Source organism: Marinobacter similis (genome assembly GCF_000830985.1).
GTDB lineage: Bacteria > Pseudomonadota > Gammaproteobacteria > Pseudomonadales > Oleiphilaceae > Marinobacter > Marinobacter similis.
Window position 1 is genome coordinate 20,142 of the sequence record NZ_CP007151.1, and the last position, 20,705, is coordinate 40,846.

Sequence of the window (20,705 nt, forward strand, 5' to 3'; positions counted from 1 at the left end):
ATCATGGCTAATTTTGCTCGCCCTTTGGGCTTTGTATTGCTCGGCGGCCTCGCCGGTGCAGGGGCCACGTACTGGCTTGACACTGGCGCGACTTCGACGCCTGCAGCTGAAATGACTGCTTCTGGTCTAAAGGAGCCGCTGTATTGGGTAGCCCCGATGGACCCCAATTTCAAAAGTGACAAACCCGGAAAATCCCCGATGGGGATGGATCTAATCCCGGTATTCGAGGAGGGTGGGTCAGCTGAGGATCCAGCCGGCACGGTCCGAATTTCACCAACGGTCGTCAACAACCTTGGGGTTCGAACGGAGCCGGTGATTCAGGGGCGCCTGCCTAACAACATTACTACCGTAGGCTACGTGCAGTACAACGAAGACGAGATGGCCCATGTGCACCCTCGTGTTGAAGGCTGGATCGAAGCGCTTTATGTCAAAGCCGAGGGCGAGCCTGTTGAGCAAGGCAAGCCTTTGTACACGCTTTACTCGCCCACCCTTGTGAATGCGCAGGAAGAACTGCTTCTCGCGATGAACCGTGGCAATCAGAGACTGGTTGATGCTGCTACCGAGCGATTGTTGGCGCTGAACGTACCGGCTGGTCTGATCGGCCAACTGCGCCAAAACCGCGAAGTGCAGAGAACCATGACGGTTTACGCTCCGGGTTCCGGGGTGATCGAGAATCTGAATGTTCGTGAGGGTATGTTCATCAAGCCCGGAAACCGGGTTTTATCGATTGCCGCGCTGGATGAGGTCTGGGTGATCGGCGAAGTGTTTGAAAGCCAGCTTTCCGCCGTAGAGGCTGGTAACCGGGTGCAGATGACACTGGATTACATGCCCGGTCGCGAGTGGCGCGGAAACGTGGATTACGTCTACCCCGAAGTGAACCCGAAAACCCGGACGGCGCAAGTGCGGATGCGCTTTGATAACGATGATGGTGTCCTGATGCCAGGCATGTTCGCTCGCCTGGATGTTCAGGGCGAACGGGGACAGCGGCAGTTTCTGGTGCCACGGGAGTCGGTCATCCGCACCGGACAGAGCGACCGACTGGTTCTGGCGATGGAAGAGGGCGCCTTCAAGTCGGTTAACGTGACCGTTGGGCGCGTCGGCGACAAGTATGCGGAAATACTCAATGGCCTCTCGCCAGGCGACACGGTGGTCACATCCGCCCAGTTCCTGATCGATTCGGAATCCAGCAAAACCTCGGACTTCCAACGGATGTCATCCCCTCAGGATATGGATGAGCAGGGGATGGATCATGAAGGCATGGATCACAGCACCATGAGCCATGGCGGGGGCGAGTCATGATTGCCGCTATTATTCACTGGTCTATTCGTAACCGCTTCCTGGTGTTGCTGGCGACGTTGCTTATCACAGGGCTCGGCCTTTATTCGCTGAAACAAACGCCGGTGGATGCTCTGCCGGATCTGTCCGATGTGCAGGTCATTATCAAAACCAGTTTCCCGGGCCAGGCGCCGCAGGTGGTGGAAGACCAAGTGACCTACCCGATGACGACAGCCATGCTCTCGGTACCGGGCGCGAAAACGGTCAGGGGATACTCGTTCTTCGGTGACTCCTATGTTTACGTGATCTTCGATGAAGACACCGACATGTACTGGGCCCGCTCCCGGGTACTGGAATACCTGTCCCAGGTTGCGCCCAGCCTTCCAGACTCTGCAAGGCCTCAGCTCGGGCCAGACGCTACCGGAGTTGGCTGGGTTTACCTGTATGCGCTGGTAGACCGCACTGGGAACCAGGACCTAAGCCAGTTGCGCAGCCTGCAGGACTGGTTCCTGAAGTACGAACTGCAAACGGTGCCGGGTGTCTCTGAGGTGGCTGCGCTAGGCGGTATGGTGAAGCAGTACCAGGTCAAGGTCAGCCCGGAAAAACTCAGGGCGCTGGGAATTCCTCTGGCTCACATCCAGAACGCCATTAAGAGAGGCAACCAGGAAGTGGGCGCCTCCGTCATCGAGATGGCCGAGGCGGAATACATGGTGCGCACGTCTGGCTATATAAAGTCCCGTGAGGATCTTCTGTCGATTCCATTAGGACTCGATGACAACGGTACCCCCATATTGCTGAAAGATGTGGCCACCGTTGAAGTTGGCCCGCAGATGCGGCGTGGGGTTGCCGAACTGAATGGGGAAGGTGAAACCGTCGGCGGTGTTGTGGTGATGCGCTTTGGTGAGAACGCTCAGGCAACCATTAATGGCGTGAAGGCGAAACTGGAAGACCTGAAATCCAGTTTGCCTGAAGGCGTCGAGGTGGTGACGGTTTACGATCGCTCTGGTCTGATTGAGCGGGCGGTCAATAATCTCGGCTTCAAGCTGCTTGAAGAGTTTCTGGTGGTGGGCCTGGTGTGCATCGTCTTCCTGTTCCACGTGCGCTCGTCGCTGGTGGCGATTCTCAGCCTTCCCGTGGGTATTCTGGCGGCCTTTATCGTCATGCACTGGCAAGGCATCAATGCCAACATCATGTCACTCGGGGGGATTGCCATCGCTATCGGCGCCATGATTGATGGTGCTATTGTAATGATCGAGAACATGCACAAACACATGGAGCGAACCCCGTTAACGTCTGAGAACCGATGGGAAGTCGTTGCACGGTCAGCCTCTGAGGTCGGGCCCGCGCTGTTTTTCTCGCTCCTGATCATTACCGTCAGTTTTGTGCCGGTGTTTGCCCTGGAGGCGCAGGAAGGGCGGATGTTTTCTCCCCTGGCGTTCACCAAAACCTACGCCATGGCGGCGAGTGCGGCCCTGGCGGTGACGCTGGTGCCGGTGCTGATGGGCTATTTCATTCGCGGCAAGGTGCTGCCGGAGCACAAGAACCCCGTGAACCGCCTGCTGGTTGGCGTTTATATGCCGGTTCTGAAGCTGGTGTTACGCTTCCCGAAAACGACGGTTATTGCTGCGTTGCTGGTATTGGCTGTGGGCCTTTGGCCAGCCACCAAAATCGGCAGTGAATTCATCCCGCCACTGGATGAAGGCGACCTGATGTACATGCCCACCACCTACCCGGGCATCTCCATTGGTAAGGCTCGGGAACTGTTGCAGCAAACGGACAAGCTGATTGCCACCGTACCCGAAGTCGAAACCGTGTTCGGCAAAGTGGGGCGGGCGGATACCGCTACCGATCCGGCGCCATTGACGATGATCGAGACCTTCATCCAGCTCAAGCCGAGGGATCAATGGCGGGAAGGCATGACCACCGAAAAGCTGAAGCAGGAGCTCAACACTCTGATTCGGTTCCCGGGGGTAACCAATGCCTGGGTTATGCCGATCATCACGCGCATCGATATGCTGGCAACGGGTATTAAAACGCCGGTGGGCATCAAGATTGCCGGTCCGGACCTTACCGTCATTCAGAACATCGGTAAACGCCTTGAGGAAGTCATGGTCGACATCCCCGGTACAGCCTCCGTTTACTCTGAGCGAGTCGCCGGGGGTCGCTACATCAAGGTGGATATTGATCGTGAGCGTGCCGCTCGTTATGGGCTGAATATCGCAGATGTTCAGCAGGTAGTGGCCTCCGCTATTGGTGGCATCAACGTTTCCAGAACCATCGAGGGGCTTGAGCGCTACCCAATTAATCTGCGCTACCCGGAAGATTACCGGGATTCGCCCGAAAAGCTGGAGCAACTGCCCATCGTGACCGCATCCGGCCAGCGCATTGCCCTGTCAGATGTGGCGGAGATCGGCGTAGAGGATGGCCCTCCAGCCATTAAGAGTGAAAACGCGCGGCTGAATGGCTGGACCTTTGTGGATATTGAGGGTGTCGACGTAGGCACCTATGTTGAACAGGCCATGGTTACCGTGAGTGAAGAGCTGGATCTACCTCCCGGTTATTCAATCAACTGGTCTGGTCAGTATGAGTACATGCTCCGTGCGAAGGAAAAACTGACCTATGTGGTGCCGTTAACGCTGGCCATCATCGTCATCCTGCTGTTTCTTAACTTCCGCCGTTTTGCCGAAGTGGGAATTATTATGGGCACGCTACCGTTTGCGATGATCGGTGCTATCTGGCTGATGTATCTGCTTGGCTATAATTTTTCGGTAGCCGTCGGTGTCGGTTTCATTGCGCTGGCCGGCGTTGCGGTAGAGATTGGGGTGATCATGCTGGTGTATTTGAATCAGGCTTATAACGCAATGCTGGAAACGTGTGATGACAAAGGCTGACGCCAAGGCGAGAAACCCTCCGCCATGCCGTACTACACGGTGCCGGTATGCGGGTTCGGCCAATCATGATGACGGCGGCCGCCATTATCGGGGGGCTTGTGCCCATTATGATTGGCACCGGTACAGGGTCGGAGGTGATGGGCCGGATTGCAGCACCCATGGTGGGCGGTATGATTTCCGCTGTCATTCTGGCGCTGCTGGTGATACCGGTGCTGTTCTATCTCTGGAAACAGCGAACTCTTAGTGATTAAAGCCCATAGCAAGGTGCCAGGATTCGGCCTGGCACCTTGCTATCACGTCTTTACCGGTTATCACGATCATTCGCAGGGTGCCTACCCGTCTACTGCGCATATTCCAAAATCTATTTGCCTGAACGTTCGCTTTGCGACCAAAGCGCTCAATTGATGGCGTCAATCTCCGGCCCTGTGATGGTCCCATTACCATGACGGTAGCGAATCTCTTTACCTTTCTTTCTACTTTTTATCAGGCACAAAAAAGGGAGCCTTGGCTCCCTTAATCACAGCTTGGTATCGACTCAGAAGTCGATGCAAGGTTCCTGATACAGGCGAGGGCAGGCAGCACCATCGGCCCGGAACAGGTGACACTTGTTGCCATTGAGCCCCAGGGTCATGGTGGCGCCTTCCTGAATCGGGTTGCTGCCGTCGGTACGCATGGTCTGCACACCCTCAATGTTGTCCAGTTCCAGGTGCACCAACGTCTGGTAACCCAGGCGCTCGACCACGTGTACTTCGCCTTGGACGTACATGTCGGCTTCCTGATTTTCCTGCAGGTGCTCCGGGCGTATGCCAAGGGTAACCTGCTCGCCAACCGACAGATCGCCGCCGTTTACCGGTAGCTCCAGGCGGTGGTCACCGGCCAGCAGAACGGTCACGCTCTGGCTGCTGGCAGCCTCAACTACACAGTCGATGAAGTTCATCTTCGGTGAGCCGATAAACCCGGCGACAAAGCGGGTGGCAGGGTAGTGGTAGAGCTCCATGGGCTTGCCGACCTGGGCAATGGCGCCGTTGTCCAGCGCAACGATCTTGTCGGCCATGGTCATGGCTTCGACTTGATCGTGGGTCACGTAAACCATGGTGGCGCCCAGGCGCTTGTGCAGTTTGGAGATCTCGATGCGCATCTGGACCCGGAGTGACGCATCCAGGTTCGACAGCGGTTCATCGAACAGGAACACTTCTGGCTCACGGACGATGGTGCGGCCAATGGCCACACGCTGGCGCTGGCCGCCGGACAGGTCTTTGGGCCTGCGTGCCAGCAGCTCATCCAGCTGCAGCAGAGTTGCTGCATCCTGAACGCGGCGCTCGATCTCGGGTTTCTGGGTTTTGGCAAGCTTCAGGCCAAAGGCCATGTTCTCGGCCACGTCCATGTGCGGGTAGAGCGCATAGGACTGAAACACCATGCCCACTTCGCGGGCCTTGGGCGGCAGGTCGTTGACCCGATCGTTGCCGATGTACATGTCGCCGGAGGTGATGTCTTCAAGTCCGGCAATCATGCGCAGCAGCGTGGATTTGCCGCAGCCCGAGGGGCCGACAAATACCACGAATTCACCGTCCTGGATGTCCAGGTTCACGTCTCGGGTGACCTGGGCTTCGTCATAGCTTTTGCAGATATTACGTAAAGTGACGCTGGCCATAACTGGAATCTTCTTGTTTGGTCTTATGTGTCTCAGAGCCTGGCGATTTCAACGCCCCAGGGCTCCAGGTTCAGGTTGGATCCTTGCCACTGACCGCCAACAAAGTCTGGCGTGCCTGACACAGACGTGCCTTCAGTCGGCAGGGCGATGTCGCTGGCGTTGTCGCTCAGGTTCAACGCGATCAGCAGTCGCTCACCGTCCAGGCTGCGAGTGTAGACAAGGGTGTCCTTGGGGCTATCGAGGAATTCAATATCGCCCTTTAGCAACACGTCCTGGTCTTTCCGCCACCCGAGGAATGCCCGGTACGCGGCCAGCATCGAGTTGTCCTGTCCGTCCTGTACATCCACAGCGGCGCTGTAGTGCTCATCATAAACAGGCAGCCACGGCTGTGCATCTGAGAAGCCGCCGTTCGTCTCCTGATGATCCCAGACCATCGGCGTGCGACATCCGTCCCGGCCTTTGTACTCCGGCCAGAAGTTGATGCCGTAAGGATCTACCAGATCCTCATACTGCAGTTCGGCCTCGGTCAGTCCCAATTCCTCGCCCTGGTACAGGCAGACGCTTCCGCGCAGGGTCAGCAGCATGGCCATGTAGGCTTTCAGCTGTTGATCGGATTTCGCCTGCCAGCGGGTGGCTACCCGGGTGACGTCGTGGTTGCCAATAGCCCAGCAGGGCCAGCCATCGGTGAGTTTGTCTTCGATGGTGCTGACGGTTCTGTGGAAGAACTCGGAACCGTGCTCTTCGGTCAGCAGGTCGAATGAGTAGGCCATGTGCAGTTTGTCGCCGTCACGGGTGTAATCGGCCATGGTCTGCAGCGAGTTGTCATCGCCAATCTCACCAACCGTCGTGGTTCCCGGGTATTCATTAAGCAAGGCACGCAGGCGCTGCAGGAAGGCCAGGTTCTCGGGCTGGGTCTTGTCGTACTTGTGGAACTGGTAGGCGTATGGGTTTTCCTTGCGCACACCTATCGAACCTTCAGCGATGGCATTGCTGGCCGGGTTATCCCGAAGCTTGGGATCGTGGAAGCAGAAATTGACTGCGTCCAGACGGAAACCGTCAACGCCCCGGTCGAGCCAGAATTTAACGTCAGACAGCGCCTGGTTCTGGACTTGCTCATTGTGGAAGTTCAGATCCGGCTGGCTGGTGAGGAAGTTGTGCAGGTAGTACTGCTTGCGCCGGCTGTCCCATGCCCACGCCGAGCCACCGAATACCGACAGCCAGTTGTTGGGTGGAGTTCCATCGGGCTTGGGGTCGGCCCACACGTACCAGTCGGCTTTGTCGTTGGTGCGGTCGGCGCGGCTTTCCTTGAACCAGGCGTGCTGGTCGGAGGAGTGGCTGAGCACCTGGTCAATCATGATCTTCAGGCCACGGTCGTGAGCCTTTGATACCAGCTCATCGAAGTCCGCGAGGGTGCCGAAGATAGGGTCAACGTCACGGTAGTCGGCAACGTCGTACCCGAAATCCTTCATGGGCGAGGTAAAAAACGGTGACAGCCAGATCGCATCCACATTCAGGCCGGCAATGTAGTCCAGCTTTGCGGTGATCCCAGGCAGGTCGCCAATTCCGTCGCCGTTGGAATCGAAGAAACTGCGTGGATAAACTTGGTAGATGACGGCGCCACGCCACCAGTCCGGATTCTTGTTCATTGTGCCTCTCTTATACTCCGGTGGTGAAAGGTTGTCAGGGTAGAGCACGGATAAAGGTCTCTAACCCAGTTAGAAGCAAGTCATACTGAGTCGATTGTTAACCCTGTTCATCCTCCTGGCTGACTTTTTGTTGGCGTAGTCCGGGGGAGGAGGGGGGCGTAGGAGGGCGGAGACGCTCTGGCATCGCCCTTTTTTGGTGCGTGCTCTGATTGCCCGATAACCGATGGGCATGAAATCGGTGCGCTTTTTAACGCAAAACCGCACTTTCCTAGGCTTTATTCTAGGCCCGAACCTTGCAAACGACTCCTTCATTCCGGTTTGACTGTGGCCACCAAGGGCCACGCAGTCCTGTTGTACGGTTTGGAGGCCAAGAATATGACCCTGAAGAGTGAATTCATGAAACTGACCAGTGCCGAGCGCAGCTGGTTACCATTTTGGGGAGCGACAGGAAAACTGGCCATGGGCTGGTCCTGTTTTCTCAATCGGGGCCTTTATGGCACCAACGAGCAGATTTTCGAAAGTATTGCCCGAACCCGCCGGGACGCCCTGATTACCTGGGCGGACCACAAATGGACGTTCCTGAATACGCTGGCTGTCCGGCTTGAGGACAGGATGACGAGGGCATGCGGGAACTGGTTGAGACGTCATCTGGCCGGCTTCGGGAAATCTCCGAGCTGTTTGTGGTGAACGAGGAAGGCCTGGTGCTGGCATCGTCGGCATCCGAACGAAAGGGCAGGCGGGACCTGCCCCAGGAGGCGGTTCGGCGCGGCACTCACGAGCGTTTTCTGCACGGGCCTTATCGGGATCCGGTTACGCTGAGCCTGGGCGCCACCACCTCCCGCTTTCATGATGCAGTGACCCTGATGTTCTATCATCCGGTTACTCTCAGGTCCGGCGGTGTGGCAGCGATCTGTGCCCGTATTCCCAACGATGTCATGAGCGACCTGATTCAGCGCGAGGCAGGGCATGTCTTTGAGGAATCGGGTGACAATTATCTGTTCATGATCGACAGCCAGTTCGACCGAACCATCCAGGCCGGTACGGCGCTGTCCCGTTCCCGGTTCGAGGATGCCACCTTCAGTCATGGCGATAATTTGAAGGACGGCATCCGCACGGGATTTGGCACCGTCGGCGTTCGTGAACACACAGAGTTTGAAATCCGCTTTACCGATCCGGCGACAGGCCGCTTACACCCGGGTGTGCGGGAAACCATCGCGAACGGTGAAAACCTGTTTGTCACTTATCCCGGCTATTCGGATTACCGGCATATTCCGGTGATTGGCAAGGGCGTGACCTTCCAGATGCCCGGTTCGCCAGATCGATGGGGCATGATGTGCGAAGGCGACTTGGAGGAAGTATACCGGCGCCGATCGGTATCCTGGCGCCTGACTGCCCGGATGACGGTGCTGATCGGTCTTTTGTGGGCCATTAACCTGGCCATGGCCTGGAGCGGTGTATCGCTGTGGCTGGAAGCTGCGGTGACGGCAGGCTCTGCATTGGCGGGTGTGCTTCTGTTTCGGAGTACTTCGGCAAAACCGTTGTCTGAAAACCTCGGAGCCATGGGGGACATAATCCGAAACATTGCTGAAGGTGGTGGAAATCTTCGCCAGCGCATGGACCCATCGTCCATGCCACGGGATGAGACAGGAGACCTGGCACGCTGGATTAATAGCTTTATCGACAGTCTTGATGGCATGGTCGGGCAGGTCATCTCACTAGCTGCAGATTCGCGCCAGGCCAGCGATCAGTTGATGACCCAGAACCGGCTGGCGGATGAGCGAATTCGTCAGGTGCTCACCCACATCGAAGATATGGTGCAAGGTGCAACCTCTCAGGAGAATGAGATCCGGAATGCGTCGAGTACTGCCCAGGAGATGCGCTCCAGCATGGAGGATGTAGTGGAGCGGGCCAGGGCGCAGTTTGCCAGGGTCAGCCAGGAAACCCAGAGTATTCGCAATGTCATTACCCGGTCGGCGGACGGTATTCGGGCTGCCAATGACCGCACCGAGGAAATTAGCAAAACCGCATTGGTGATCAACGATATCGCCGCCCAGACCAACCTACTGGCACTCAACGCCGCTATTGAAGCGGCACGGGCCGGAGACTCTGGGCGTGGTTTTGCGGTGGTGGCCGACGAGGTCCGTCAGTTAGCGTCTCGCACTACCCAGGCCACCAAGGACATCGGCGAACGGCTTCAGGGGGTTCAGGAGGAAACCCGTCGTGCGGTCATCACCATGGAGGAGGGCATGTCGGAGATGGAGGAGCGCCTGCGCAAGGCCGAGGCTGCCGCCGACGATAACTCGACACTGCATGTGATGGTCGATCAACTGTTCCGGGCGATTGCTGGCATCGAGACCACCAATCACCAGCAAAGTGCCCAGACAGCGGGTGTGTCCGAAAGCGCGTCCGTGATGAACGGGGTGATTGAGCAGCTGACATTGAGTGCCGAACGCACGCAGGCCTCAGCCAGCAAGCTGCAAAGACTGACCGGGCAGTTCCAGGTGTCGGCGGAGGTGGCCTGACCAAGTCGGCGGCATTGGCTTCGGCGTCTGAGCTGGCTAAACTTCCGTGAACTCCGGCGGGCCAGCCCGCCAATCCACCGTTCCGGAGGCTCGTGTGCAGCGTTGTTATTTCAGGCAGGTCAAATCGCTCCTTCTGTGGGCCAGAGCGGTAATCGGGTTGATGATTCTGACGGCCAGCGGCTTCGCTCAAGCCGAGTGGTACCGCTACTCCGACACCGCCATGACCACGCCCATCCACCTGGAGTTCTGGGCGGAAGATCAGCCAAGGCGGACCGTACCGCCGAGGCGGTGTTGGCGGTGTTCCACCACGTTGATCGAACCATGAGTCGTTACCGCGCCGATTCCGAGCTGTCGAAGGTAAATCGGGAAGCGGCGAACGGGCCAGTTCCGGTTTCGTGGGATCTATTTAACGTGCTGCAAAAAGCCAAACAGGTATCAGAACTCAGCGGCGGCGCCTTTGACATCAGTTTCGGGTCGGTGGGATTTCTCTATGATTATCGCGCCCGGCAGCAACCGTCGGCCGACGATATTGCCTCGGAACTGGGGCACATCAACTACCGGGACATCACCCTCGATGAGAAACAGGGCACGGTGCAGTTTCGCCAGAACGGCCTGAAGCTGGATCTGGGCGGTATCGCCAAGGGTTACGCGGTAGACCTTGGGATTGCAGAGTTGAAGCGTGCCGGCGTTCGCCATGCCCAGCTCAGTGCCGGTGGCGATATGCGTCTGCTTGGGGACCGGCGCGGGCGCCCCTGGGTAGTCGGGGTGCGGGACCCGCGCTCGGAGGATCGCAATGCCGTGGTGTTGCCACTAACCGACACGGCCATTTCCACCTCGGGAGATTACGAGCGGTATTTTGTAAACGACGCAGGCGAGAGAGTTCACCACATTCTGATGCCATCCACCGGTAAGCCAGTGCGGGGAGTGCAGAGTGTCACCATTCTCGGCACCGATGCCCTGACAACCGACGGTCTGTCCACCGCGGTGTTTGTGCTGGGGCCCGAGCAGGGGCTGGCCATGGTGAACAGGTTGGCAGGTATCGACGCATCATCATCGATGAACAGCGCCGGATGCATTACTCCGAAGGCTTGCAGGCACCTGAGCCTGATCAGTAACCAGGCCCAGGAATTGCCTTTCACTTGCTTAGAGTCTGACTTGCTAAGAGATAGTGCCGTTCACAATGCCGGGCATGGCGATCAAGCTGTCCTGCATGGTGCTGTTGCCCAGCCCATGGCCGTTGAAGCGGGTGCCAAAATCGGCCTCCTCGCCGTGCAGGGCCATGTAGTTCAGGAGCACGGTCTGAACCAACTGGTTAACGTTATTGGCGGCGGGACTGGAAGCGGTTTCCACCGACGCATCCGAGCGCATGAAACCGATCTGGTTGCGGATGGCCGTTGGCCGGCCATTGGGGTTGTACACCAGGAAGAATGAGGCAGCGGTTTGCTGGTTGTCACCGGTCCATTCACCCTTGCCGCGCCCGTCCATGGAATCATCGATGCGGCCATTGCTTGAGACTGAACCGTCGCTGAATACGTAGAGCATCAGCGGCATGCCAACACGGGCTGCGTATTCCAGGCACGCACCCATGCAGCGCCCGGCCAGCTCATCCCGCGTTCACCTGTTCCACGTTCGCCAGTGTGGTAATCGTAGCCGCCCATGGTAACGGTGCCAGCTCCGGCATAGCCGTTCATTACCAGTTTCATTACCGAGGCGGTTTTGCGGAACTCGCGGTTGTTGTCGAACTCATCGCGGGTAAAGATTCCCGTCGGTCCGACAATCTCCATATCGAGATCAGGATTGAGCGCGCTGGGGTCACCGAAGCGATCGGCCAGATCCGCACTCTTCACATAGCCGCACCGCACCAGATCCTTCACCACTTCCTCGCTGGACACGCCCAGCTTGGTGTCCATCCGGTTCATCTTGGCATCGCTGATTCGCTGAATGGATTCCATAACGGCAACGGCATCGCCCTGATCTAGGATGCCAATCAGATCGCCGACATCCACCAGGCCCGTTACGTCGGAAGGTCGATCAATTTTGGTAGGACGAATCTGTGGATTGATCAGGTTCATGGGTGCCATGGAATTGCCGCCAGACTCTGAACTCTGGGAGCCTACCAGTGACAGTAGCGAACCGTCAGCCCCAGCCTGATGAATGCCGTACATGGGGTTATGCGGATTATTGCCGGTGTCATTCTCGGAACGGGCGGCAATGATGGCGCCGTTGGTGGCGGCCCGGGTTCCAGCGCTGGTGCTTTGTTGAATGCCCCTCAAAAAACCGCTGTCGGTATGAAATGCCAGCCCCATTTCGTTGTTCACGAAGGAGGGGTTGTTGGGCAGCATGTCCCCGGGCAAACCAAGGCGGTTGTAACCAGCGGTGCTGAGAAAATCCATCTGTCCCCCGGATTTGCCCATCAGCACGTTGGAGCCGGCGATGTTGGCGCCACCGGCCAGATCGAAGCAAATGAAGGGGATCTTGCCAGCACCATTGACCGCAATGCCGCAGCTTTGTTTCAGGGTTTCCAGGTCTGACGACAGCGCCGCCGACGCACTACGCGGGTTGCCGAACAGGCTGAAAATGGAAGCGCCGAATACGGTGGCACTGCCGGCCATAAAGCCCTGGGCAATGAATTCCCGGCGAGTGCGTGGCCGGCCGTGGTCGGAGTGGCGCAGCGGTTCACCGTTGGCCAGGGTCTTGTTGCGTGATCTGCGTATAAACATGGTCAACGTCCTTTACTGAACCAGAGTGGTGGCGCTGCCCAGAACGGCGGCGCAGCTGGCTTTGACAATGGTTTCGGTGCGCCCTGTATCGCAGGAGCCGCCACAACTGGTCAGGTTATCAATCAGGCTGTTCAGTTCGGTTTCAATATCGGCATCCGCAGGCTGGGTAGCCAGGTTTTCACCCACGAACCGGTTCAGCAGTGGGTCGATGACCTGGCTGCGGCCGGTGGCGTCGAAGGCGGTGTCCGCCGACTCGCTGAAGTTGAAGCCCGGGAAAAATGTGGTCCGTAGTGCGACGTCGGAGGCCAGCACATCACAGTACTGAATCGCCATCTGAGTGATCGCCATCTGGTGGGACGACAGGAAGCCTTCGATCGTTTCTACCGTCGGTAACTGCTGCTTCACCGTGACGTAGGTGTTGTAGACATCAGTTTGAGTCTTGTCGACGCCGGTCAGGCTGGCCATGGTGTCGTTGATTTCATCAAAGGTTTTCAGGCCGATGTCGGACGACGGTGGCAAATCTGCTGGCGTGGCTGCCGGGGGCAGGGCAGGTTCGGACCGGGCGTAGGTTTCGCTGCCGAGCTGATCGAAGGTCAGGAAGAACTCGTCGGTCTCCGGACCTTCTTCCAGCGCAATGATGGTGCCCAGGGGCGACAATGGCTGGCCGGTGCCCGGCTCGTAATCGTCGGCATTCAGGGTCACATCCAGATTAGCCCAGGCCTGGCCCACGGCTGGTTCCTTGCCATTCACGCCCAGGCGCATACCGGTCAGGCGGATGTTGGAGGGCTCAACGGTGTTGTCCAGGCTGATGAAGAACGGGCTGGTGAAGCGATAGCTGTAGCTGTCGAACTGACTCACTTCGAACACGATGTAGCTCTCGGGCACGTTGATCAGGTGCGACACGCCAAACAGCATGTAGAACTTCTGGCCCACGCCAACCTCGAAGTTGGTCTGGATCTGTTCCGGTGTCAGCGCCCGGTTATGGAACGCCACCATGCGAATGGTGCCTTCCCAGGGGGAGTTGCCATCGGTTTCGTTGCCCAGCACCAGGCAAAGCTGTCGTCCCACTCAGACAGCAGGCCGGCGGAATCCGGATCAACATCGCCGCTTGGCTCGCCATTAATGAAAATCTGGCGACCGGTGCCGGGTGAGTAGTTCACCACCACGTGCTGCAGGGTGGCCTGCAACAGCATGTCGGCGTCCTGGGTACCGAACGGTGTGTTCTCATCGCTTGTGGTACTACGGTGCAGCACTTCGTAGCGCTGCAAGCTCTGGCTCAGGGTCAGGTTCCGGGTCGAAGCCGAGCCCGAGTAGGTGACAATCCGGGCGTCTTCCTGGGTGATATTACCCGGGGCCACCCAGGCCTCAAGGCTGTACTCGCCAGAGGCAGTCAGGAAGGTATGTAGTTTCTGGCTATTTGAAGTGGAGCCTGGGCCTTGCCGGCAGGAACCATGAAGTTCTGTTCGTTCTGGTAGGCGCCGCCCAAAGCAATGCCCCAACCACCGACCCATTCGGTGTTACCACTCAGGGTCAGATCCAGCGCCGGTGACACCCCGCTGGTGTCGAACGCCGTCTGGCCTTCACCGGCCTTGAACTCGTACAGGGCGATGATGTTGTTCTCGTAGCGGCCGCCGGAGTTGGCCAGCAGGCCGTCTTCCGCGAGGTTGAGGGCCTTGCTGACCACAAGATCGGAATCCACCGTCTGGGGGCTTTGAAGCCCGGCAAAATCCTCAATCGCCATTTGCATTGTGTCAGCGGATAAGTCGCAGTCGTCATCCCAGCAGTTGTGGAAGTCGGTTCGCAGGCGCTGGACTAGCCGGGACGCTGATGGAGTCTCCAGGTTGATCCGGCTTTGGGCCTGCTCGTACGCAGTCGCGCCATTTGAGCTGGCAATGTAGGGCGTTTGGCCATTTTCAGTATGGCAATCGCTGCAATAAGTCGTCAGCACCGGATACACGGTGCTTTCGAATTCACCGCTGGAGGCCGGGAAAGTGAGGGTAGCGCCGGGATCTTTCTCTGTCGGCGCCCGTAACTCAACCGTTTTGACCGAACCGGCAGCACCACCGGCCCAGTTAGTAAGGTAGGTGGTCAGGATATCGACGCAGGCCGCCGTGCTTGATGTCCAGCAGTTATGCCCACCGGCAACCTTGGAGACCATTTCGGACTGGGACGGGGCGTCCAGATTCACCACCGTGCGCGCCTGGGCGTAGGCAATGTTGATGTCCTGCTCGTTCACGAAGGTGGGCGATTGGCCACCGGCGTTGTGACAGGCCCCACACTTGTCCTGGGTGGCCAGGTTGTCCCAGACCGCCAGTTTGAAGGCCTGGACATCGTCGTTCTCGGGTGCCGGGCCAGTGTAATTCACGCTGGACGCACTCGCCGATGTATTGGGCAGGGATTCCGTGGATTCGCCCTCGCAGGCGCTGAGCAAAAAGGCCGCGGCGATCAGCGCCAGTAGCGAGCGCAAGGGGATGATTGATGGGCGGTGTGTAGTCATCATGGCGTCCTCAATCTCCCATGCAGTAAACAGCGGATTCGGCAAAGACCTGTTTCAGGTCAAAGCCTGGGCGCGGAAACTGCTAACCATGCTGCTGACCTGAGAACGGTCAGAGGCATTGGAGGGTGGTCGCAGGCACACGTTCTCAAACACCTTCTTCACCTGGCATTCAGCGAAAGCGTCGGATTGGGCGAATTCGCGCCCGAGACTCTTGGCGCCCTGGCCACTGCCGCTCAGGCTGAATCCCAGCCAAGCCGACGGTTGGCACCGGAGCGCCAGTAATTGTCCCAGCTGTCGTCGGGTGTGACGTAGCCCTGTTCAAAGGTGGCGGAATTGATGTGGTATTTCGCTTGCACCCGGGTGCCGGTCACCGGATCGAGATCGTTGGCGGTGTTGTACACCAGCCGGCCCAGCTCACCGTCTGGATCGGCATTGGCGTCATACTCGTAGTCGTAGTAAGCGAAGGCCTGGGCCATCGGGTCCATGCCGCTGTGGCAGCCTACGCAGTTGTTCAGGAACACCCGGCTGTCACCACCTGGGCTGCGTGACACGTCCTGGCGGATTCGATCGGGCGGTCGGGTCACGTCAGCAACCTGCTCAAGATCGTTGCACATGTGATTCATCAGTGTGAAACGGAACATGGCCCGATTGGTTCCGGCACTGAAGAAAGCCCGGGCTGCGGCGCGGGAGGTCATAACACCGGCGGTGGCCGTTGTTGGCAAGCCGGAGTAAGTCGATTGGTTTACCCGGATCAGGTTGTCCTTGAGGCTGAAGCCGCCGTCTTCCAACGCTTCGTAATGGTTGTTGTTGCTCTGGGAGTATCCGGGAAGGCCGAGCGCCGGGTTACCGATGTAGAGGACATCGTCGTAAAGCACGGTGCGAAAATCCGCGTCGTCCCGCACCAGCCCGATCACCGTGGCGATGTAGTCATTCAGCGGCACAAATTTGGACTGGGCTTCATTGGTCCAGGGTGCCGCCAGGTTTTTCAGGGTGACGTCGTAGAAAGCACTGTTTTCCATGGCAATGTCCGCCGCGGCCAGTTCGTTACCACCACTGATTTCTGCTGCCATGCTATTGAGGACAGAAGCTGACGGGGGCACACCCGCAATCCGGTCGTGAATTCGCTTGGCCTGCTCTCTGGGGCCGGCCTGGGCAACGCTGGCCTGAGACAGTGCTATGGTGAGAAGGAGCAATGTACTGCTTGCCTTGCCTACCAGTGATCTGGTCCGGTGTCGGGCTCTCATGTCCTGGTCCTCGGTCGGTTATTCGCTGCGCAAATGTAAACCAGAGTTAACACAGTCAATAGTTTAATCTTGGTAATCTAGGCCAAAATGAGGGTTGGGGCACGAAATTACATTGCGTTACCGAAAAGCCTTGGAGCTGGGGACGGAAACCGACTTAGTTTATGGCGTGAAACGTTGACCAGCACAGGGTTTGTCCATTTTGACTACACAATTCTCATTGCGAGCGATTCTGCCATCACTGATGCCTGCCTTTGGCCTGATCAGTGCAGTGTCGCTATCCGGCTGTCTGTCCAGTAGCGACAGCCAGACCGCAGACCCTGTGGTGGTTGAGAATCCGGTCGCCTATGTCCAGCGCACCCTGCAGATTGAAGAGAATTCGGGGACGCTGGTTGAAGACAATCTGGCGGACCCGGCGGCGTTCAGACCGGGTGCAAGGCTCTATCTGAAGCCCAGCGCAGCTGCTGGCGCCAGCGCTCGGGATATCACCTCAAGGGCTTTCGCCGGTGCCGGTTTCCTGAATGACGACGGCGAATTGCGCTACGACGTCAAGGACCTGCATGTATCTCAGGATGGCACGCGGCTGTTGTTTGCCATGCGCGCCCCGGAAATCGAGGACGCTGACGACGAGGATCAGCCGACCTGGAACATCTGGGAGTACGATTCAGCGTCCGACACACTCAGCCGAATTATTGGTTCTGATGTTACTGCCCGGGCCGGGCAGGACGTAGCCCCAGCCTATCTGCCCGATGGCCGGATTGTGTTTTCATCCACTCGCCAGCGCACCTCCAAGGCCATTCTGCTCGATGAGGGCAAACCCCAGTTCCCGGGCCTGGATGAAGACCGGGACACCCCCGCATTCGTACTGCACGTGATGGACGATGACGGCGAGAACATTGAACAGATCACCTTCAATCAGAGCCACGATCTGGACCCGTTGGTTACCGACAATGGCACCATTGTGTTCAGCCGCTGGGATAACGCCGGGCAAACCCGCGATAATGGCGTCAATCTTTACCAGGTCAATCCGGATGGCACCGGCCTCAGCTACCTGTATGGCCGGCATTCTCACGATTCAGTATCCGACAGCAGCGACGTCCAGTACCTGAAGCCGCAGAAAACCGACTCCGGTGCTGTTCAGGTGCAGTTGCGACCCTTTGAGAGCAGTGATTACGCATCGGTTCCGGCGGAAGTATCGGTGGACGAATACGTCGAGGCCGACTTGCGCCTGGACGGCACTGCCGGCGCCGGTCAGCGCACGTTGGTGGCCGACGTTGGTTTTGACGGTGAGCCGTCGTTGCAGGGCAGTTACGGTTCAGTATCGCCACTGCTGGATGGTACCGGCCGTTACCTGGTGAGCTGGACGCCGTGCCGGCTGCGGGATATTGCGCGCGAACAGATCGTGAATTGCACCCAGGAACGACTGGATTCCGACGCCTACGAACCGGCCGCCCCGGTTTATGGTCTCTGGTTGCTGGATGTTGCCAGTGGCACCCTGCGTCCCGTCGTTCAGCCCATTGAAGGCGAACAGTTTGATGAGGCGGTGTTGCTGAAAGAGCGCACTCTGGAGACCTTCCTGCCCGAGAGCCAGTTTGCCGGAGATCAGGGCGTGCTGGCGGACGATGGCTACGGGGTACTCGATATCCGCAGCGTTTACGATCTGGACGGCGTAGATACTGCTCCGGGTGGCATTTCAACAACGGCCGATCCGGTGCAAACCCCGGCCGATGCTCGCCCCGCACGTTTCCTGCGGTTGGAAAAACCGGTGGCCATGCCCGATGACAACGTGCGCGACTTCGACAACAGCGCGTTTGGCCGCAGTCGCGGTCAGCTGATGCGGGAAATCCTCGGCTACGTGCCGGTGGAACCTGATGGTTCAGTGAGGGTGGCGGTGCCTGCCAACGTTGCCTTTGCGGTCAGTGTCCTGGATGCAGACGGCCAGCGGGTTGGCCCACGCCACCAGAACTGGCTGTCGGTGCGCCCGGGCGAGGTGTTGGCCTGCAAGGGCTGTCACGATCCCAACAGTGATGTTCCTCACGGTCGTCCGGATGCGGCCCGGATTCGGTCTGGGCCGGGGCGCCCACCACCGGCCTGCCGTTTCCAAATACTGAATCCGCGCTGTTCGCTGACATGGGCGAAACCATGGCGCAGACCTATGCCCGGGTGAATGAAACCCGCAAACCAACGGCCGACCTGATTTACGAAGACGAATGGACCGATCCAGGGGCAACGGCCAAAGCCACAAGTTTCACGCTTGCCTACGGCGACCTGGATACCCCACCACCCATTTCCGGAGTCTGTGCCACCGAGTGGGCGCCCAATTGCCGGATTGTGATTAATTACGAGCAGAACGTTCACCCGCTGTGGGATCTGAACCGTGAGGTCCTGGACACTGACGGTGTCACCGTACTGGAGGACAACACCTGTACTAGTTGTCATGCTCCAACCGACGATGGCGGCATGGCCCAGGTGCCGGCCGGCCAGCTCGACCTGACCAACGGAGCTTCGCCGGCTGAGCCGTTGCATTTCAATGCCTACCGGGAGCTACTGTTTCCAGATAATGAGCAGGAGCTGGTCAATGATGCCCTGGTGGATCGTCTGGTCGACACCGGCGAGGTGCTGCGGGACGAGGAGGGCAATCCCATTCTCGACGCCAATGGTATGCAACAGCCCATTTTTGCCACGGTGCCAGTGCAGGCCAGCATGTCGGTCAACGGCGCCCGGGCCAGCCGTTTCATGACCCTGTTCCAGGCCGGTGGTACGCATGAAGGCCGCATGACTGACGCCGAACTGCGCCTGATTGCGGAATGGCTGGATATAGGTGCCCAGTATTACAACAACCCGTTTGATGCCCCTGAAGACTGACATAGGACCGACCCCAGAATCATGCGCCTCGCCTTGCTGCTGCTGAGTTTTGTATTGCCTGTTACCGGCTGGGCCGGCTGGCTGTGGGACTCTGGCGAGCAGGCGTTGCCTCAGGTTCAGGTTAGCGAACCGTTTGTTGAATGGCGCAGTGGCCCGGCGGTGGGCTACCCGGTGTTCCACACCAGTGAGCAAGGGGAATGGTTGCACCTGCTTCAACGTAAGACTGGCTGGATCAAAGTTCGCGATGAACAGGGCAGGGAAGGCTGGATTTCAGTGGCTGCCATTGCCCAGACCCGTGATGCGACGGGCGAGTTGGTTCAGCTGTCGGTGCCTAGCTTTGAGGAATTTCAGGATCGTCGCTGGGAAGCGGGCCTGATGATGGGCGAGTTCGAAGGTGCTGCAGTCACCTCGGCCTACGGCGGTTACGGGATGACCCGGAACCTGTCCGCTGAACTCTGGGCATCGCAGGTGCTGGGTAGCGCCTCGGAACTGCGTCTGGTGAACGCCAATCTGGTGCACCAGCCATTCCCACATTGGCGGGTATCGCCGTTTTTTACCCTTGGCATTGGCCATATCTGTTGATCCGAAGGTGACCCTGGCCGAACCGGAAGAACGGGATAACACGGTTGGCCATGCTGGCCTCGGCGTGCGGGCATACATCACCGATCGATACTTTATTCGGGCTGAAGTGAAGGACTACAAGATCTTCACCACACGCTCGACCAACGAAGAAGCGACAGAATGGAAAATCGGACTAAGCATCTTTTTCTGAACGGACTGTATCTGTCTGCCGCCCTGCTGATGCCGGTAGGCGCGATGGCAGCCGACGACGACCGTCCATTGATTGAACCGGACGTAACACCGGTTCCGGTGGATGAGTCCCTGATCGATACCGAGAATTTCGAGGTGGGTGCCTTCGTGGGTTTCCTCACCATCGAAGATTTCGAAAGCTCGCTGGTGTATGGCGGAAAGCTTACTTATCACCTCAGCGAGTCTTTCTTTTTTGAGGCCGGAGTCGGATTTGCAGAAGCTGGCGAAACCAGTTTCGAAAAGCTGGCCGGCAATGTGGAAGTTCTGACCGAAGACGAGCGGGACTACACCTATTACAACATCAATCTGGGCTACAACGTGCTGCCCGGTGAGGCGTTCCTGACCGAGAACTACGCCTTTAACACCAACTTCTATTTGATTGCCGGGGCTGGCGCGACGGATTTCGCGGGTGACACTCGCTTCACCGTGAATGCCGGTGCGGGCTACCAGGTGCTGCTGACGGACAGCGTTGCCGTGCACCTTGGTGTACGCCAGCACTTTTACCGGATAGATGTCCTGGGTAGCGAGAAAACGTCCATTAACACCGAGGTCAGTTCCGGCCTGTCGGTCTTCTTCTAACAACGGGA

At 58.2% G+C, this 20,705-nt stretch carries 16 protein-coding genes and 1 pseudogene; 10 read left to right on the forward strand and 7 right to left on the reverse strand.

The genetic code is table 11. From position 1 onward, the window contains the following. Window positions 1-3 precede the first annotated feature (3 nt). Together AU14_RS00110 and AU14_RS00115 are read left to right on the forward strand one after the other, a co-directional pair. On the forward strand, window positions 4-1,299 hold the full coding sequence (locus AU14_RS00110) for an efflux RND transporter periplasmic adaptor subunit (protein WP_041338086.1): 1,296 nt from the start codon (window positions 4-6) through the stop codon (window positions 1,297-1,299). Next, a pseudogene (locus tag AU14_RS00115) lies at window positions 1,296-4,417 on the forward strand (efflux RND transporter permease subunit). Before AU14_RS00110 ends, AU14_RS00115 begins: the two are co-directional and overlap by 4 nt. 284 nt (window positions 4,418-4,701) lie before the next feature. Here AU14_RS00115 and malK read toward each other — a convergent pair. Continuing rightward, on the reverse strand, window positions 4,702-5,817 hold the full coding sequence (gene malK, locus AU14_RS00120) for a maltose/maltodextrin ABC transporter ATP-binding protein MalK (protein ID WP_041338087.1): 1,116 nt from the start codon (window positions 5,815-5,817) through the stop codon (window positions 4,702-4,704). A gap of 32 nt (window positions 5,818-5,849) precedes the next feature. Further along, window positions 5,850-7,463, reverse strand: a complete 1,614-nt coding sequence (locus AU14_RS00125) for an alpha-glucosidase family protein (protein WP_041338089.1) — start codon at window positions 7,461-7,463, stop codon at window positions 5,850-5,852. 375 nt (window positions 7,464-7,838) lie between these two features. Here AU14_RS00125 and AU14_RS19985 point away from each other — a divergent pair, with 375 nt between their 5' ends. The 3 genes from AU14_RS19985 (at window position 7,839) to AU14_RS00135 (ending at window position 11,416) form a co-directional block, all read left to right on the forward strand. After that, on the forward strand, window positions 7,839-8,150 hold the full coding sequence (locus tag AU14_RS19985; protein WP_236744223.1) for a hypothetical protein: 312 nt from the start codon (window positions 7,839-7,841) through the stop codon (window positions 8,148-8,150). Then, the gene (locus tag AU14_RS00130; protein WP_236744224.1) at window positions 8,087-9,985 is read left to right on the forward strand and encodes a methyl-accepting chemotaxis protein; all 1,899 of its coding nucleotides are present in this window, start codon (window positions 8,087-8,089) and stop codon (window positions 9,983-9,985) included. Before AU14_RS19985 ends, AU14_RS00130 begins: the two co-directional genes overlap by 64 nt. A gap of 135 nt (window positions 9,986-10,120) precedes the next feature. Continuing rightward, window positions 10,121-11,416: an FAD:protein FMN transferase gene (locus tag AU14_RS00135; RefSeq protein WP_236744225.1), complete on the forward strand. Its 1,296-nt coding sequence runs from the start codon at window positions 10,121-10,123 to the stop codon at window positions 11,414-11,416. 110 nt (window positions 11,417-11,526) lie between these two features. Here the strand turns inward: AU14_RS00135 and AU14_RS00140 are convergent, their stop codons facing one another. The 5 genes from AU14_RS00140 to AU14_RS00150 all read right to left on the reverse strand — a co-directional run bounded on the left by AU14_RS00140 (window position 11,527) and on the right by AU14_RS00150 (window position 16,446). After that, window positions 11,527-12,705 (reverse strand): general secretion pathway protein GspF, encoded by a 1,179-nt coding sequence (locus AU14_RS00140; RefSeq protein WP_236744226.1) that lies wholly within the window; start codon window positions 12,703-12,705, stop codon window positions 11,527-11,529. A gap of 12 nt (window positions 12,706-12,717) precedes the next feature. After that, on the reverse strand, window positions 12,718-13,752 hold the full coding sequence (locus tag AU14_RS19990) for a LamG domain-containing protein (RefSeq protein WP_236744227.1): 1,035 nt from the start codon (window positions 13,750-13,752) through the stop codon (window positions 12,718-12,720). Further along, window positions 13,674-14,204, reverse strand: coding sequence for a LamG-like jellyroll fold domain-containing protein (locus tag AU14_RS19995; RefSeq protein WP_236744660.1), 531 nt, complete (start codon window positions 14,202-14,204; stop codon window positions 13,674-13,676). Before AU14_RS19995 ends, AU14_RS19990 begins: the two co-directional genes overlap by 79 nt. Continuing rightward, window positions 14,096-15,205 carry a hypothetical protein gene (locus AU14_RS20000; RefSeq protein WP_236744228.1) on the reverse strand — a complete coding sequence of 370 codons (1,110 nt, stop codon included), beginning with the start codon at window positions 15,203-15,205 and terminating at the stop codon, window positions 14,096-14,098. The genes AU14_RS19995 and AU14_RS20000 overlap by 109 nt, the downstream gene beginning before the upstream one ends. Window positions 15,206-15,435: 230 nt before the next feature. Beyond that, the gene (locus AU14_RS00150) at window positions 15,436-16,446 is read right to left on the reverse strand and encodes a hypothetical protein (protein ID WP_236744229.1); all 1,011 of its coding nucleotides are present in this window, start codon (window positions 16,444-16,446) and stop codon (window positions 15,436-15,438) included. 199 nt (window positions 16,447-16,645) lie between these two features. Here AU14_RS00150 and AU14_RS00155 point away from each other — a divergent pair, with 199 nt between their 5' ends. The 5 genes from AU14_RS00155 to AU14_RS00165 are packed head-to-tail and all read left to right on the forward strand — an operon-like array spanning window position 16,646 to window position 20,697. After that, window positions 16,646-18,610, forward strand: a complete 1,965-nt coding sequence (locus AU14_RS00155) for an HzsA-related protein (RefSeq protein WP_236744230.1) — start codon at window positions 16,646-16,648, stop codon at window positions 18,608-18,610. Then, window positions 18,586-19,308 carry a hypothetical protein gene (locus tag AU14_RS20005; RefSeq protein WP_236744231.1) on the forward strand — a complete coding sequence of 241 codons (723 nt, stop codon included), beginning with the start codon at window positions 18,586-18,588 and terminating at the stop codon, window positions 19,306-19,308. Before AU14_RS00155 ends, AU14_RS20005 begins: the two co-directional genes overlap by 25 nt. Before the next feature lie 21 nt (window positions 19,309-19,329). Continuing rightward, complete coding sequence (locus tag AU14_RS00160) at window positions 19,330-19,890, forward strand: SH3 domain-containing protein (RefSeq protein ID WP_236744232.1); 561 nt, start codon at window positions 19,330-19,332, stop codon at window positions 19,888-19,890. Window positions 19,891-19,897: 7 nt separating this feature from the next. Then, complete coding sequence (locus AU14_RS20010) at window positions 19,898-20,080, forward strand: hypothetical protein (protein WP_236744233.1); 183 nt, start codon at window positions 19,898-19,900, stop codon at window positions 20,078-20,080. Next, entirely contained in the window at window positions 20,050-20,697 is a 648-nt protein-coding gene (locus tag AU14_RS00165; RefSeq protein WP_041338091.1) for an outer membrane beta-barrel domain-containing protein, read from the forward strand. Before AU14_RS20010 ends, AU14_RS00165 begins: the two co-directional genes overlap by 31 nt. The last annotated feature ends 8 nt before the right edge of the window (window positions 20,698-20,705 follow it).

Coding starts and splice junctions, on each gene's coding strand:
- AU14_RS00110 (WP_041338086.1), top strand. CDS start 4: ATGGCTAATTTTGCTCGCCCTTTGGGCTTTGTATTGCTCGGCGGCCTC.
- malK (WP_041338087.1), bottom strand. CDS start 5,817: ATGGCCAGCGTCACTTTACGTAATATCTGCAAAAGCTATGACGAAGCC.
- AU14_RS00125 (WP_041338089.1), bottom strand. CDS start 7,463: ATGAACAAGAATCCGGACTGGTGGCGTGGCGCCGTCATCTACCAAGTT.
- AU14_RS19985 (WP_236744223.1), top strand. CDS start 7,839: ATGACCCTGAAGAGTGAATTCATGAAACTGACCAGTGCCGAGCGCAGC.
- AU14_RS00130 (WP_236744224.1), top strand. CDS start 8,087: ATGCGGGAACTGGTTGAGACGTCATCTGGCCGGCTTCGGGAAATCTCC.
- AU14_RS00140 (WP_236744226.1), bottom strand. CDS start 12,705: ATGTTTATACGCAGATCACGCAACAAGACCCTGGCCAACGGTGAACCG.
- AU14_RS20000 (WP_236744228.1), bottom strand. CDS start 15,205: ATGATGACTACACACCGCCCATCAATCATCCCCTTGCGCTCGCTACTG.
- AU14_RS00150 (WP_236744229.1), bottom strand. CDS start 16,446: ATGAGAGCCCGACACCGGACCAGATCACTGGTAGGCAAGGCAAGCAGT.
- AU14_RS20005 (WP_236744231.1), top strand. CDS start 18,586: ATGGCGCAGACCTATGCCCGGGTGAATGAAACCCGCAAACCAACGGCC.
- AU14_RS00160 (WP_236744232.1), top strand. CDS start 19,330: ATGCGCCTCGCCTTGCTGCTGCTGAGTTTTGTATTGCCTGTTACCGGC.
- AU14_RS00165 (WP_041338091.1), top strand. CDS start 20,050: ATGGAAAATCGGACTAAGCATCTTTTTCTGAACGGACTGTATCTGTCT.